We start from the raw sequence: 13,889 nt of genomic DNA, 5'->3' as shown, positions 1-13,889 counted from the left end.
GTATGTTTAAGCAATACCTGCAAGTCACGAAACCAGGCATCATCTTTGGCAACCTGATCTCCGTAATCGGAGGGTTCCTGCTGGCCTCTAAAGGCAGCATTGATTACACCCTCTTTATTTACACGCTGGTCGGTGTGTCACTGGTGGTTGCGTCCGGTTGTGTATTTAACAACTACATCGACATGGATATCGACAAGAAGATGGAAAGGACCAAAAATCGGGTGCTGGTTAAAGGCCTGATTGCTCCTTCCGTCTCGCTGGTGTACGCCACCTTGCTGGGTATTGCTGGCTTTATGCTGCTGTGGTTTGGTGCTAACCCGCTGGCCTGCTGGCTGGGGGTGATGGGGTTCGTGGTATATGTGGGCGTCTACAGCCTGTATATGAAACGTCACTCCGTCTACGGCACGCTGATTGGTTCTCTCTCCGGCGCGGCGCCGCCGGTGATTGGCTACTGCGCCGTCACGAACGAGTTCGACAGCGGTGCGCTCATCTTGCTGGCTATCTTTAGCCTGTGGCAGATGCCGCACTCCTACGCCATCGCGATTTTCCGCTTTAAGGATTATCAGGCGGCGAACATTCCGGTTCTGCCGGTCGTGAAAGGCATTTCGGTTGCCAAGAACCACATCACGCTCTACATCATCGCTTTTGCCGTGGCAACGCTGATGCTCTCTCTGGGCGGTTACGCCGGATATAAATATCTGGTGGTAGCAGCTGCGGTGAGCGTATGGTGGCTCGGCATGGCCCTGCGCGGTTATAAAGTGGAAGATGACAAGGTCTGGGCACGCAAGCTGTTTGTGTTCTCGATTGTCGCCATCACCTCCCTGTCCGTGATGATGTCCGTAGACTTCATGGTGCCAGATTCACAACACCTGCTGACTTACGTCTGGTAAGAAGACTGATGTAAAAACGCCGGGTTTAGCCCGGCGTTTTTTATTGGTACGGCGTAACCCCTTTCTTTAACAGTATATTGCCGTATTTCGCGGTCTCGCCCGTCACCACGATGGCGTACGCTTTCTGTGCCCGCGCATAAAACGCATAACGGTCAATACGCGTAATCCCCTCCCCTTCCGCCTCACCAAAGAGTGCGTTGCGATAGCGCGCTTCTACCTGTATATCGAGCGTATCCCCGTCGACAGGGGCCATCATCACCAGCGGTGGCGCATAGCTGTCCAGTTCAAACAGCGGTATCACCGCGGCCAGCAAATCGCTGATGAGCAGGCCATCTGCGCGGATCGTCTTTGGCCCCAGGCTGTGCGCGGGAAAGTGAGCATCTGCAAAAATAATCTCGTCACCATGACCCATTTCTGCCAGCGTTTTCAGCAGCTCGGGTGAAATCAGAGGGGATATCGTTTTAAGCACAAGGTTGCTCCTCAGGATAGAAATAACGGTAACGATAGTGGACCCGATCGCGAGCAGCCTCAGCGCTGGCCGTTTCTCCGACGCCCCACCATCCGTACAAAGACGCCCCCAGCACGGTCGTATCAGCCTCTTCAAGAACCTTCACCGGGATCCCAAGCGCATTGGACTTGAGCTGATTCCACAGCATATTGCGGCTACCTCCCCCCACCAGCAGGAGTTCACGCGCCTTAAATTGCGCGATCGCCTCCAGCGCCAGGCATTTTTCTTGCAGATGCACCGTGAGTCCTTCCAGGGCTGCGCGGTAAAAATGGGCTGGCGTTGTGGTGAGCGTAACGCCCTGCCAGCCGGCGAGTGGAGAATCGAGCAGTTGGGTATTCATCGTGACGCCATCCGCGCCGTTCGGAATTGCCGCCGCCTGAGCCAGAATAGTGTCCCAGTCGGTACCAGGCGACCAGAACAGCGCGCGGATCCACTCCAGTACGCCAGACGCCAGATATTGCATTCCCGGATTATAGAGCCCCGTCCGGCTATCCAGTTCGCAGGTTGCGCCCGGGTATTGCCCCAGCAAAGCGGTATCAACCTGCGTGGTGCGCGCCATTAAAATCTCCCAGGTACCCGAAGAGAGAACTGGCTCATTAATTCCCGCCCCGGCGCCAAAAAGGGCAAACTGCGTGTCGTGCCCGGCGGAGATCACCGGCACACCGCAAGGCAATCCGAGCCTGGATGCAGCGTCGGGCCGCAATTCACCAATCCTTTCTCCGGGGGAAACCAGCGGCGGGAAAAGGGAATGAGGCACGCCGATCTTGCTTAAGATCGTTTCACTGAAGCGCTGCTGATGCAGATCGAACATCTGACTGGTACCGGCCATCGTGAGATCGGTCGTCATCTTTCCGGTCAGGCGATGGTTGATTAGCGAGGAGATAAAAAGCCAGGCGTGAGCACGCTGTAACAGATCGGAATGGTTGTCCTGAAGCCAGCCTAGCTTATACAACGTGTTAAAACTAAACTGCCCAACGCCGGTGATCTGCTGTAGTTCTGCCGGGGAGCATGAACGGGCAACCGCTTCCATCACCGGCACGGTTCGCGGGCACTTCCAGCTGATGATCGGGTAAAGCAGTTCTCCCCGCTCATCTACCAGTGCGCCATCCACGCCAAAGGTCGTCACACTCATTCCGCACAGTTGATGCTCGCTCAGCGCTGCGCTGATTTTCTGACAACAGACGGCAAACCGTTGCATGATGGCGTCGAGCGACCACTGGTGCCAGGCCGGATTTTCAGCGGCGCTTTCGCTTTCGTTCGCCACCGCGGCGCGCGCCACAATATTCCCTTCGGGATCCAGCGCAATGGCGCGCACGTTCGTCGCGCCACAATCGAGAACCAGAAAACATTTTTTCATCGCGGTCCCCACAGGCTGCCAGCCCGCCGGAGCAGGCTGGCAGGCCGGATTAATGTTTGTATAACGGTCCGTAATTTTCACAGGCGCGGTAATCCTGCCCTTCCGGATCCATACCGTGAGCGCCCCAGGCCGTCGGCCGATAAATCAGCGCCTCCGGTACGTTATGCATGCATACAGGGATGCGTAGCATGGACGCCAGGGTGATGAAATCAGCGCCGACGTGCCCGACGGTTAATACCCCGTGGTTAGCGCCCCAGTTCGCCATCACTGAATAGACGTCGCTAAACGGGCCTTTACCGGTCAGGCGTGGGGCAAACCAGGTGGTGGGCCAGGTTGAATCGGTGCGCTTATTCAGAATGTCATGTACGTGTTCCGGCAGCTCAACACTCCAGCCTTCCGCTATCTGTAATATCGGACCCACACCCTTGATGAGGTTTACGCGGGTCATGGTAAATGGCACGCCACCCCGGGTGAGGAAGTTTGATGAGAAACCGCCCCCGCGGAAGTATTCATGCACCGCCGGACACCAGTGGGTTGCGGCCAGGCACGCGCTGGCTTCCTGCTCAGTAATGTCCCAGTGTGGTTTCAGGGTCGGTTTCCCCTCGGCGTCTTTCTGCTCCGCTGTACCGTCCAGCGCCGCCGAGCCGGAGTTGATCAGATGAATAATGCCGTGCTCAGCCCGTCCAGTGAGCTTCTGGCCTGTAACACGCTCAACCGACTCCGGCGACCAGTAGGTGCGTACATCAGCAAAAATCTGCGCGGTGCCGGTCATCAGATGCCCAAACAGCATCGCTACCCCGTTAAGGCTGTCATTTTCCGTCGCCACTACCAACGGCTGGCGAATACCGTTCCAGTCGAAAGAGCTGTTCAGCAGCGCCTCTGCGGTATCGCCATTTGGATACTGATCCGTCCAGTGGCGCTGCCCCTGGAAACCGGACGCAATGGCGTTATAGCCCAGCGATTCCTCCACGCGGCCCATCGCAGCGAGTTTAGGGTTGCCCTGCATCATGTCGCGGATGCACATCGCCATTAGCAGGCTCTCCCGCAGGATCGCGGCATTTTCCTGTTCATTGCGACGATACTGCTCTGCGTTTTTATCCTCGCCGAAACGGAAATGTGCCTTCGCCCAGCTCAGGGCCAGCTCAAGTTCTTGCTCGTCGTAAATCTTATGATCGATGCGGCGACGCAGTTCGGTCATATCCACCGCCTGCACCTTCATCCCCAGCCAGGATTCAAAGAAGTTGTGATCGACAATCGAGCCCGCAATCCCCATTGAGACACCGCCCACCGACAGATAACTTTTCCCCTTCATGCTGGCGACCGCCAGGCCCGCCCGGGCGAAGCGCAACAATTTTTCCTCAACGTCTGCCGGGATGGTCTCGTCGCCCGCATCCTGTACATCGTGGCCGTAAATGGAAAACGCCGGGATCCCTTTCTGGTTATGCGCTGCCAGCGCCGCTGCGAGGTATACCGCCCCCGGACGCTCGGTGCCATTAAAGCCCCAGATCGCTTTCGGGCGCAGCGGATCCATATCAATGGTTTCACTCCCGTAACACCAGCAGGGGGTGATGGTGATCGTCAGACCAACGTGGCACGTGCTGAACTTCTCTTCGCAAGCGGCGGATTCCGCCATTCCGGCAATGCAGCTGTCGGCAATTACGCACTCTACGGGCGTACCGCAGGGGTGGCGTAATTTTTCACTGAGTAGCGCCGCCGTGGCTTTCGCCATGTTCATGGTCTGCTCTTCCAGAGACTCGCGTACGCCCATTCGGCGGCCATCAATAACAGGTCGAATGCCAATCCGGGGTAACGCTTTTATCGTTTTCATAGCCCTTCCTCACGTTGGTTAACCTATCCGTCTCAGGGGCATAGCCGCGAAAAAGCGCCCGGGCAGCACCGTGAACGGAAAGCGGTGAAATTTGCTAACTCGAATTAGCTTAGGGTTCTCACTAAAAATGAGACAAGATAAATGTGCAGGATCTGTGAGCAGTTTCACGATGAGAGGTCAAAATTCGATCAGTGTCAGGTATTACGATTCAGCAAAATCTAAACATATCTTTTAAATTCAATCAAATAACAAAATACCTTTGCACGACGTCACAATTTGAATACAAATGATTTGGCTAAATTATGACCCTAAAATAGCTTTTAAGGACGAAAGCTAAGTCGAGTTAGCTTAATAACTAAATCACTGTGGCTTGTGATTCATTGCCTTTCCAACACAGGAATTTTGCAATGTCAGAGACTCTTATTCAGATGACGCGCATCACCAAACGCTTTCCCGGCGTGCTGGCGCTGAATCAGGTTGATTTCGATTTACGCCGCGGCGAAGTTCATGCCCTGTTAGGTGAAAACGGTGCCGGCAAATCGACGCTGATGAAAATATTATCCGGTGTTTACCAACCCGATTCCGGTGAAATTCGCTTTGAAGGACAATCCGTATCATTCAGCGATCCGCTAAGTGCTCAGCACGCAGGTATTACGATTATCCATCAGGAATTTAATCTCTTTCCCGATTTAACCGTGGAAGAGAATATCTTTATTGGCCGTGAATTCTGCAAAAATAGCCACTGGCAGTTAGATAAACGCGCCCAGCGACAGGCGGTTGAGAAAATACTGCACACGCTGAATTTAAAAATCGCTCCGGACGCCCGCGTCAGTGAATTAACCGTAGCCCAGCAGCAGATGGTGGAAATTGCCAAAGCGATTTCGGTCAATGCCAAAGTGCTAATCATGGATGAACCCACCGCCGCGCTGACCGAAAGTGAAATCGAGAGTTTGTTTGACGTCACGCGGATGCTCAAGGCTCAGGGCACGGGGATTGTCTACATCTCGCACCGCCTGGAAGAATTGGCGCTGATCGCCGATCGCGCGACCGTCATGCGCGACGGACAATACATCGCCACCGTAGATTATGAAACGGTTCAGATCGGCGAGCTTATCGCCATGATGGTTGGCCGCAATCTCGATAACATCTACCCAAAACGCCCGCCGCATCAGCGCAGAGAAAAAGTGCTGGAGGTGAATGGCCTGACGCGAAATGGTGTACTGCACGACATCAACTTTACCCTCTGGCGCGGTGAGATCCTCGGCCTCGCTGGCTTAATGGGCGCAGGCCGAACGGAACTGGGCCGGGCCCTGTTTGGCGCCGATGCGATCGACGCCGGTACCCTGACGCTGAACGGCACCCCCACACAGATTAAAGACGTGGCTGACGCCATTGAGAAAGGCATCAGCTATTTAACAGAAGACCGCAAAAAAGAGGGACTCGCCCTCGGCCTTTCCGTTGAGATGAACATTATGCTCGGCAATTACCCGGACTACGCCGGCGCCGCGGGTAATGTCGATGAAAAACGCTGCCGGGAGTCCAGCCAGAAACTGGTGGATGCGCTGCGAATAAAAACGCCGCATCTGGAACAGGCGGCACTGAATTTAAGCGGCGGTAATCAACAGAAGATCATTATTGCCCGCTGGGTCTGTAAAGATACCGATATTTTAATTTTTGATGAGCCAACCCGGGGAATTGATGTTGGCGCCAAGCTGGAAATTTATGAACTAATGAACCGCCTTGTCGCTAAAGGTAAATCGATCATCATGATTTCATCCGAACTGCCGGAAGTATTAGGAATGTGCGACCGCATACTTGTGATGCGCAGCGGCCACATTGCCGGCGAAATAGAGGCTGAGCACGCCACCCAGGAAAAAATCATGCAATACGCCACGCTGGAGGATTAATCATGTCCGTTACCGTTCCATCGCCGCAAAGCGGAAGTCATACGATGAAAATAAATAAAGCGCTCCTGATGCGTCTGGCGCCTCTTTTTAGCCTGGTATTGCTGGTTCTGTTTTTCAGCTTCAGCTCACCGTTCTTCTTTAATACTGAAAATATCATGACTATCGCCCTGCAAACGGCGGTGATTGGCATCATGGCCATTGGCGTAACCTTTGTGATTATTACCGCCGGGATCGACCTGTCGCTCGGATCGGTGGTGGCGTTCTCAGGGGTTGCGGTGGGCATCGCCGCCGGGTTTGGTATGCCGCTGCCGGTCTGTATTCTGGCAGGCGTGCTCGCCGGCGGGCTTTGCGGCTATGTGAACGCGTTTCTGGTCACCAAAATGACCATACCACCGTTTATTGCCACCCTCGGCTTAATGATGTCGGTACGCGGCATCAATATGGTGATGACCGATGGCCGCGCGATTTATTTTTCTGACTACCCGCAGTTCAAGCTGCTAGCGCAGGGTCGCCTGTTCGACGTCCTGCCTTACCCGGTGTTCTACCTGGTCATCGTGGCACTGATCGCCATGTGGATCCTGAAGAAAACGGTGATGGGCCGCTATATCTACGCTGTCGGCAGCAATGAAACGGCGGCACATCTTTCCGGGATCAAAGTCCAGCGAGTGAAAATTTTCGTTTACGCCTTATGCGGCCTGTTAACCGGCGTGGCCGGGGTGATCCTCGCCTCTCGTCTCAATTCAGGCCAGCCAACCGTAGGCGTGGGTTATGAGCTGGAAGCCATTGCGGCGGTAGTGATTGGCGGTACCAGTCTGATGGGCGGCGTGGGCACGATTGGCGGCACCATCATAGGCGCGTTCATTATGAGCGTGCTGAAAAACGGCCTCAATCTCATGGGCGTGTCCCAGTTCTGGCAGATGGTGGCGATGGGCGTGGTCGTCGTTGCCGCCGTCTACCTGGACACGTTACGTAAAAGAATGCGTTAGGTACTCGATACAACAAGCCCTGCCAACCCTACAACGGAGCAAAATAATGAAAACCAGCCATATCCTGAGCGCCCTGTCGCTCGTTGCCATCCTGTCCAGCAGCGCGCTGGCAAAAGATTTGAACCTGCCGGTAGTCAGTAAAGGTTACCAGCACGAATTCTGGCAGACGGTCAAAATGGGGACGGAAGCTGCCGCAAAAGAGTTGGGTGACAAAACCAGCTACGTTGGCCCTGCCGATGAAACGCAAATCGCCGAGCAGATCCAGTTAGTCGAAAACACCATGGCACAAAAGCCAAACGGCCTGTTGCTGGCCGCGCTTGATGCAAACGCCCTTGCCCCGCTGGTCGAAACCGCCAACAGCCGGGGGATCAAAGTGGTGACCTTCGACTCGGGCGTGAACTCCGATATCCCGGCCAGCTTTGTCGCCACCAATAACCGTAAGGCGGGCGCACAGGCTGCGGATGCGCTGGCGGAGCAGGTAGGTCAGAAGGGGAAAGTGGGTATTATCGCCCACGTAGCCGGAACGACGTCCGCCATTGAGCGCTCTGAAGGATTCAGCGAGCGAATGAAAGAGAAGTACCCGAATATTCAGGTACTGCCGGTGCAATATAGCGATGGCGACCCGCAAAAGGCGATGGATAAAACCATTGATATGGTTCAGGCCAACCCGGATATCGCCGGTATTTATGCCACCAACGAAGGCTCAACCCTGGGCGTTGCGAACGCTATCGACAGCCAGAATCTGAAGGGCAAAGTGAAAGTCATCGGTTTTGACAGCACCGAAGCCATCATTAACTTCCTCAAAAACGGCGTGATTCAAGGCTTCGTGGTGCAGGACGCGTACCAGATTGGTTATCAGGGCATAAAGGCGCTGAACGCGGTAATTTCCGGACAGACGGTGGCTAAAGAAATTGATATTCCAGTGAAATATGTCAATGCGCAGAATATCAACACCCCTGAAATTGATAAACTGTTACATCCGTTTGGTAAAAAATAAGGAAGTTTATGATGAGTGACGGCTATTTCCTCGGGGTCGATGTGGGTTCAGCCAGCGTTCGTGCTGGGCTTTACTCTGCGCAAGGCGAGCGTTTGAGCTTCGCGACCCGTCCGATTTCGCAGTTTCACGCCAGCAACGCGCGCGTGGAACAGTCCTCCGCGGAGATCTGGCAGCAGGTTTGCGCGGTGGTGCGGGAAGCCGTCGACTCCTCTGGGATCTCACCCGACGCCATTTGTTCGATTGGCTTCGACGCCACGTGCTCGCTGGTCGCGCTGGATGCTGAGGGTAACGGCCTGAGCGTGTCCCCCGACAGTCCGGCATCGCAGGACATCATTATGTGGATGGATCATCGTGCTCACGAAGAAACTGTTCGCATCAATGCCACACGCGATCCGGCCCTGTGCTACGTGGGCGGCGAGGTGAGTATTGAAATGGAACTGCCAAAACTGCTGTGGTTGCAGCGACATCATCCTGAAACATGGAATCAGGCCTGGCGCTTTTTCGACCTTGCCGATTTTCTGGTCTGGAAAGCGACGGGCCAGGACGCCGCCAGCCTGTGCACCCTCACCTGCAAATGGAACTACCTTGCGCATGAGGCGCAGTTCAGCGAATCGCTGCTCAGGGAGGTGGGGCTGGAGACCTTACTGACAAAAATTCCCGATACTATTCTGGACGTCGCTGAATGCGTCGGGAAACTCAGCCCACAGGCAGCGCAAGCTCTGGGGTTGCCCGAAGAGGTGGTTGTGGCAAGCGGCATGATCGATGCCCACGCGGGTGGCGTGGCGCTGACGGGCTCACACCCGGAGGGCACGCTGGCGCTCATTAGCGGAACCTCGAACTGCCATATGCTTGCCAGTCAGACGGAGATCCATACGCCCGGCGTCTGGGGGCCTTACTGGAGCGCCATGCTGCCGGGCTACTGGCTGACGGAAGGCGGGCAAAGTGCTGCCGGGGCGCTGGTCGACTGGACGTTGCGCGAGCACGGAGCCAGCGCAGACCTGTTTGCAAAAGCAGAAGCGGCGCAACGCCATCCGGTGGCGCTGCTCAACGACTGGGTAGCCGCGCTTGAACAGGAAGAAAAATATCCCACCCGCAACCTGCACATTCTGGCCGATCACCACGGCAACCGCTCGCCGCGTTCGCGTCCGGATGCGCGGGGCAGCGTGGTCGGTCTGACATTAGAAACCGGTGAACGTGCGCTGGCGAGGCTCTATCTGGCCACGCTACAGGCCATAGCCTATGGCACACGACATATTATGGATACCCTGAAACATCACGGGCACACCTTGTCGCGCATTGTCATTTGTGGAGGAGCCACCCATAACCGGCTCTGGCTGCGGGAGTATGCCGATGCCACGGGCTGCGATATTCATCTCTTAGCCGAAGAAGATGCCGTCACTCTCGGCGCGGCCATTTGCGGCGCTGTGGCGAGCGGTGCATGGGCAACGCTCACCGATGCCACCCGGGAAATGGTCAAAGCCGGCGACATCATCACCCGTCGGCCGGAAACCGCGGCTTTCCACAGGCAAAAATATGAGGCGTACCTGATGCTGTGGACCCAGCAGCAGGCGCTTAATCTCCTGATGCAGCAGGAAATGTAATGGCAGGATGCGTATGCTTTATCAACAGTTTTTTACGTACGTTAAGGATTGAGGCGTAGCGATGGCCAAAACAGTTGAACAGATAGCGAAGGATCTGAATTTATCCGTCACCACCGTGCGGCTGGTACTGAGCGGGAAAGCCGAACAGTATCGGATCAGCGTGAAAACACAGTCCCGAATTAATGAACACGTCGAGCGCTTCGGCTATACCCTCAACCATTCGGCGCGCAGTCTTAAGCTAAACAAAACCGAGACGCTGGGACTCATCGTACCCAACATCTCGAACGTGTTCTTTGCAACGCTCGCCGAGAAACTCGAACTGCGCTGCCGCCGTTCGGGCTACCAGCTGATGATCAGCTGTACTTACAACGATGTGGATTACGAAAACAAGCTGGTCAAAGCCCTGATGGCGCGCAACGTGGACGGCTTGTTTATCGTTCCCTCGACGCTGGAAAACCAGCAGCATCATTTGCGGCAGATCCAAAAACCACTGGTGCTCCTCGACCGGGATTTTGGCTTTACTGACAACGCGCTGGTTGAGAGTCATAACGAGGCCGGGGGGGATGAACTGGCCCGCAACATGCTGGCAGAGAGAAAAACGCCGCTCTGGTTCCTTGTGGGCGATACCGCACTGCCCAGTATTACGGACCGTCTGAACGGCTACTTACAGGCCCTGAAAACAGCCGGTATTCACCATCGCGAGTGGGTCATCGAAGGGCCGGACAATACGCCGGAGGGCGGATATGCCCTGATGGATTCGCTTATCGACAGCCAGGGTGTTCCGCAGGCGTTTATCGCCTCATCGTTACCCGTTCTGGAAGGGGCAATCGAAGCCCTGCGGACGCGTACCGGCACCGTGCCCCAACACATCAATATCGGCACCTTCGATGAGCACCCCATGCTGGGGTTCCTGCCTAACAGCGTCTGGTCCATGCAGCAGGATGAAGATACCTGGGCGGAAAAAGCGTTTGAACTGATGCAGCGAGCCATCGACGGCGAAGCGGTTAACGAGACGGCGAAAGTCGATATGAAGCTGGTCAAACGTTCCCGCCAGTAAAAATAAAACTGTACCCGGAGAATAAAAAATGGAACGAGCCCGATTAGCCAGAGACATTATCGACACCTGCCTTGAGATGACCCGCATGGGGTTAAATCAGGGCACCGCCGGCAATATCAGCGTTCGCTATCGCGACGGCATGCTGATTACGCCGACCGGAATTCCCTACGAGCATCTGACCGAAGAGAGTATCGTCTATGTAGATGCACAGGGGCGACACGAAGAAGATAAACTGCCCTCCAGCGAATGGCGTTTTCATCAGGTTGTGTATCAGACCCGCCCGGATGCTAACGCCGTCGTCCATAACCATGCGGTTAACTGTACCGCCGTCTCGATACTCAACCGCCCCATTCCTGCTATTCACTATATGATTGCCGCCGCCGGGGGAAACTCCATTCCCTGCGCCCCTTACGCGACCTTCGGGACGCGCGCGCTGTCAGAGCATGTCGCGGTCGCATTACGCGATCGCAAAGCGACGCTCTTACAGCACCACGGCCTGATAACCTGCGAAGAAAATCTTGAAAAGGCACTGTGGCTGGCGCAGGAGGTAGAGGTGCTGGCAAAACTCTACCTGGCCACGCTGGCGATAGTAGATCCCGTTCCGGTACTCAGTGACGATGAAATTGCCATTGTTCTTGAGAAATTCAAAAGCTACGGATTGCGCGTCGAGGCGTAATTTTTTGTCCGGGGGTGCTTTTATCACACCCTCGTAATATCTCTTAAACAAACACCTATTTACCGCACTTATCACCCCGCCTAAACTATGGCCTGCTTTTTGGTAGAGGTGGTAATGAACGATTATAAAATGACGCCAGGCGAACTGCGTGCGACCTGGGGTTTAGGGACTGTTTTCTCGCTGCGGATGCTTGGCATGTTTATGGTCCTGCCCGTTCTGACCACATATGGCATGGCGTTACAGGGTGCCAGCGAAGCGCTGATTGGTCTGGCGATTGGTATCTACGGCCTGGCGCAGGCGATATTCCAGATCCCCTTTGGCCTGCTCTCCGACCGCGTGGGTCGCAAACCGCTGATTGTCGGCGGGCTGCTGGTGTTTGTACTTGGCAGCATCATCGCCGCCCTCTCCCACTCCATCTGGGGAATTATTCTTGGGCGCGCCCTGCAAGGTTCCGGGGCGATTGCCGCCGCCGTGATGGCGCTGCTGTCAGACTTAACCCGCGAGCAAAACCGCACCAAAGCCATGGCGTTTATCGGCGTCAGCTTCGGCGTCACGTTTGCCATTGCCATGGTGCTGGGGCCTGTCATCACTCATGCGCTCGGCCTGCACGCCCTGTTCTGGATGATTGCGGTGCTGGCGACCATCGGGATCGCACTCACGCTGTGGGTTGTGCCTGACAGTAAAAACCACGTCCTCAACCGTGAATCCGGGATGGTGAAAGGCTGCTTCAGCAAAGTCATCGCCGAGCCGCGCCTGCTTAAGCTGAACTTCGGCATTATGTGCCTGCACATTCTGCTGATGTCCACCTTCGTCGCCCTGCCCGGTCAACTTGCCGCAGCAGGTTTCCCGGCGGCAGAGCACTGGAAAATTTATCTGGTCACAATGCTGATCTCGTTTGTCTCCGTTGTGCCCTTCATTATTTACGCCGAAGTGAAGCGCAAAATGAAACGCGTCTTCGTGGGCTGCGTGGCGTTATTGCTGATTGCCGAGATTGTGCTGTGGGGCGCTGGCCCGCATTTCTGGGAACTGATCGCCGGCGTACAGCTGTTCTTCCTGGCGTTTAATCTGATGGAAGCCCTGCTGCCGTCGCTTATCAGCAAAGAGTCTCCGGCAGGATACAAAGGCACCGCGATGGGCATTTACTCCACCAGCCAGTTTCTCGGCGTGGCGATCGGCGGGTCGCTCGGCGGCTGGGTGGACGGTCTGTTTGACTCCCAGACCGTTTTCCTCGCCGGTGCGCTGCTGGCGATGCTCTGGCTGTTTGTTGCCAGTACCATGAAAGAGCCGCGCTATGTAAGTAGCCTGCGGGTAGAAATTCCCGATGACGTGGCAATCGGTGACGCGTTAAAACAGCGTCTGGAAGCGACAGAGGGCGTGAGCGAAGTGCTGATTGTCCCGGAAGAGCGCAGTGCGTATGTCAAAATTGACAGCAAAGTGACTAACCGCTTTGAGGTGGAGCAGGCGCTGAAGGCCTGAAAAAATGCCCGGTTTAGCCGGGCATGATTGTCTTAATCGCGGAAGTTTTTAAACTGGAATGGCTGACCGAGATCGCCGCCACGCACCAGCGCCATCACGGATTGCAGGTCATCACGGGATTTTCCGGTCACGCGGATCTCTTCACCCTGGATCTGCGCCTGCACTTTGAGCTTACTGTCTTTGATAAGCTTAACGATTTTTTTCTGTACCGCGCTCTCAATCCCCTGCTTCAGCTTCGCTTCCACAAACCAGGTTTTGCCGCTGTGAACAAAATCTTCCGGTACATCGAGTGAGGTCCCTTCAATGCCGCGCTTGAGCAGCTTGGCGCGCAGGATATCCAGCAGCTGGTTGACCTGGAAATCAGACTCGCTCAGGACTTTGATCGTCTTGTTCGCGTCGTTCAGTTCAATGGTCGCCTCAACGCCACGAAAATCGAAACGTGACTCAACCTCACGGACAGCATTTTCTACGCCGTTACGCGCTTCCTGCAAATCAACTTCAGAAACAATATCGAAAGATGGCATCTTTTCTTCTCCCTTCATTTTTGTTGCGTTGCATAATACCCGCAACGAGGCATAACGAGAAGCTTAGCTGATGGCGCTATAC

General features: G+C 55.3%; 12 protein-coding genes. 8 read left to right on the top strand and 4 right to left on the bottom strand.

Going from position 1 to position 13,889, the window contains the following annotated elements; translation table 11 throughout:
* Nucleotides 1-2 precede the first annotated feature (2 nt).
* Nucleotides 3-890: a heme o synthase gene (cyoE, locus tag ACOTY5_RS00640; RefSeq protein ID WP_017383188.1), complete on the top strand. Its 888-nt coding sequence runs from the start codon at nucleotides 3-5 to the stop codon at nucleotides 888-890.
* A 40-nt stretch (nucleotides 891-930) separates the two neighbouring features.
* On the opposite strand, the gene fucU is transcribed toward cyoE, so the two are convergent.
* The 3 genes from fucU to fucI are packed head-to-tail and all read right to left on the bottom strand — an operon-like array spanning nucleotide 931 to nucleotide 4,583.
* Nucleotides 931-1,359 (bottom strand): L-fucose mutarotase, encoded by a 429-nt coding sequence (gene fucU, locus ACOTY5_RS00635; protein WP_022647241.1) that lies wholly within the window; start codon nucleotides 1,357-1,359, stop codon nucleotides 931-933.
* Nucleotides 1,352-2,755, bottom strand: coding sequence for an L-fuculokinase (fucK, locus tag ACOTY5_RS00630; RefSeq protein ID WP_045142087.1), 1,404 nt, complete (start codon nucleotides 2,753-2,755; stop codon nucleotides 1,352-1,354). The genes fucU and fucK overlap by 8 nt, the downstream gene beginning before the upstream one ends.
* Before the next feature lie 49 nt (nucleotides 2,756-2,804).
* Nucleotides 2,805-4,583 carry an L-fucose isomerase gene (gene fucI / locus ACOTY5_RS00625; RefSeq protein WP_045142048.1) on the bottom strand — a complete coding sequence of 593 codons (1,779 nt, stop codon included), beginning with the start codon at nucleotides 4,581-4,583 and terminating at the stop codon, nucleotides 2,805-2,807.
* Nucleotides 4,584-4,990: 407 nt separating this feature from the next.
* On the opposite strand from fucI, the gene ACOTY5_RS00620 reads away from it, so the two are divergent.
* The 7 genes from ACOTY5_RS00620 (at nucleotide 4,991) to ACOTY5_RS00590 (ending at nucleotide 13,283) form a co-directional block, all read left to right on the top strand.
* A complete protein-coding gene (locus tag ACOTY5_RS00620) occupies nucleotides 4,991-6,490 on the top strand; it encodes a sugar ABC transporter ATP-binding protein (RefSeq protein ID WP_045142047.1) in 1,500 nt (499 codons plus the stop codon).
* A 2-nt stretch (nucleotides 6,491-6,492) separates the two neighbouring features.
* On the top strand, nucleotides 6,493-7,476 hold the full coding sequence (locus tag ACOTY5_RS00615) for an ABC transporter permease (protein ID WP_017383183.1): 984 nt from the start codon (nucleotides 6,493-6,495) through the stop codon (nucleotides 7,474-7,476).
* Between the two features lie 46 nt (nucleotides 7,477-7,522).
* On the top strand, nucleotides 7,523-8,473 hold the full coding sequence (locus ACOTY5_RS00610) for an ABC transporter substrate-binding protein (protein ID WP_000858088.1): 951 nt from the start codon (nucleotides 7,523-7,525) through the stop codon (nucleotides 8,471-8,473).
* Nucleotides 8,474-8,484: 11 nt separating this feature from the next.
* Complete coding sequence (locus tag ACOTY5_RS00605; protein WP_017383182.1) at nucleotides 8,485-10,074, top strand: FGGY-family carbohydrate kinase; 1,590 nt, start codon at nucleotides 8,485-8,487, stop codon at nucleotides 10,072-10,074.
* 61 nt (nucleotides 10,075-10,135) lie between these two features.
* Nucleotides 10,136-11,131 carry a LacI family DNA-binding transcriptional regulator gene (locus tag ACOTY5_RS00600; protein ID WP_015571284.1) on the top strand — a complete coding sequence of 332 codons (996 nt, stop codon included), beginning with the start codon at nucleotides 10,136-10,138 and terminating at the stop codon, nucleotides 11,129-11,131.
* A gap of 28 nt (nucleotides 11,132-11,159) precedes the next feature.
* Entirely contained in the window at nucleotides 11,160-11,807 is a 648-nt protein-coding gene (fucA, locus tag ACOTY5_RS00595; protein ID WP_017383181.1) for an L-fuculose-phosphate aldolase, read from the top strand.
* Nucleotides 11,808-11,921: 114 nt separating this feature from the next.
* Nucleotides 11,922-13,283 carry an MFS transporter gene (locus ACOTY5_RS00590; protein ID WP_017694418.1) on the top strand — a complete coding sequence of 454 codons (1,362 nt, stop codon included), beginning with the start codon at nucleotides 11,922-11,924 and terminating at the stop codon, nucleotides 13,281-13,283.
* 32 nt (nucleotides 13,284-13,315) lie between these two features.
* Here the strand turns inward: ACOTY5_RS00590 and ACOTY5_RS00585 are convergent, their stop codons facing one another.
* Nucleotides 13,316-13,807, bottom strand: a complete 492-nt coding sequence (locus ACOTY5_RS00585) for a YajQ family cyclic di-GMP-binding protein (protein WP_017383179.1) — start codon at nucleotides 13,805-13,807, stop codon at nucleotides 13,316-13,318.
* Between the last annotated feature and the right edge of the window lie 82 nt (nucleotides 13,808-13,889).

Origin of the sequence: Enterobacter cloacae complex sp. SHL018, assembly GCF_049237905.1 — a bacterium.
Taxonomy (GTDB): Bacteria; Pseudomonadota; Gammaproteobacteria; order Enterobacterales; family Enterobacteriaceae; genus Enterobacter; species Enterobacter hormaechei_C.
The sequence above is the reverse complement of the archived record's forward strand: the minus strand, read 5'-3'. Positions and strand labels throughout refer to the sequence as shown.

Bases quoted from the DNA above. Each gene is read 5' to 3' on its own strand.
- ACOTY5_RS00605 (WP_017383182.1), top strand. From the start codon at position 8,485: ATGAGTGACGGCTATTTCCTCGGGGTCGATGTGGGTTCAGCCAGCGTT.
- fucK (WP_045142087.1), bottom strand. From the start codon at position 2,755: ATGAAAAAATGTTTTCTGGTTCTCGATTGTGGCGCGACGAACGTGCGC.
- ACOTY5_RS00620 (WP_045142047.1), top strand. From the start codon at position 4,991: ATGTCAGAGACTCTTATTCAGATGACGCGCATCACCAAACGCTTTCCC.
- fucI (WP_045142048.1), bottom strand. From the start codon at position 4,583: ATGAAAACGATAAAAGCGTTACCCCGGATTGGCATTCGACCTGTTATT.
- cyoE (WP_017383188.1), top strand. From the start codon at position 3: ATGTTTAAGCAATACCTGCAAGTCACGAAACCAGGCATCATCTTTGGC.
- ACOTY5_RS00600 (WP_015571284.1), top strand. From the start codon at position 10,136: ATGGCCAAAACAGTTGAACAGATAGCGAAGGATCTGAATTTATCCGTC.
- ACOTY5_RS00610 (WP_000858088.1), top strand. From the start codon at position 7,523: ATGAAAACCAGCCATATCCTGAGCGCCCTGTCGCTCGTTGCCATCCTG.
- ACOTY5_RS00590 (WP_017694418.1), top strand. From the start codon at position 11,922: ATGAACGATTATAAAATGACGCCAGGCGAACTGCGTGCGACCTGGGGT.
- ACOTY5_RS00615 (WP_017383183.1), top strand. From the start codon at position 6,493: ATGTCCGTTACCGTTCCATCGCCGCAAAGCGGAAGTCATACGATGAAA.
- ACOTY5_RS00585 (WP_017383179.1), bottom strand. From the start codon at position 13,807: ATGCCATCTTTCGATATTGTTTCTGAAGTTGATTTGCAGGAAGCGCGT.
- fucA (WP_017383181.1), top strand. From the start codon at position 11,160: ATGGAACGAGCCCGATTAGCCAGAGACATTATCGACACCTGCCTTGAG.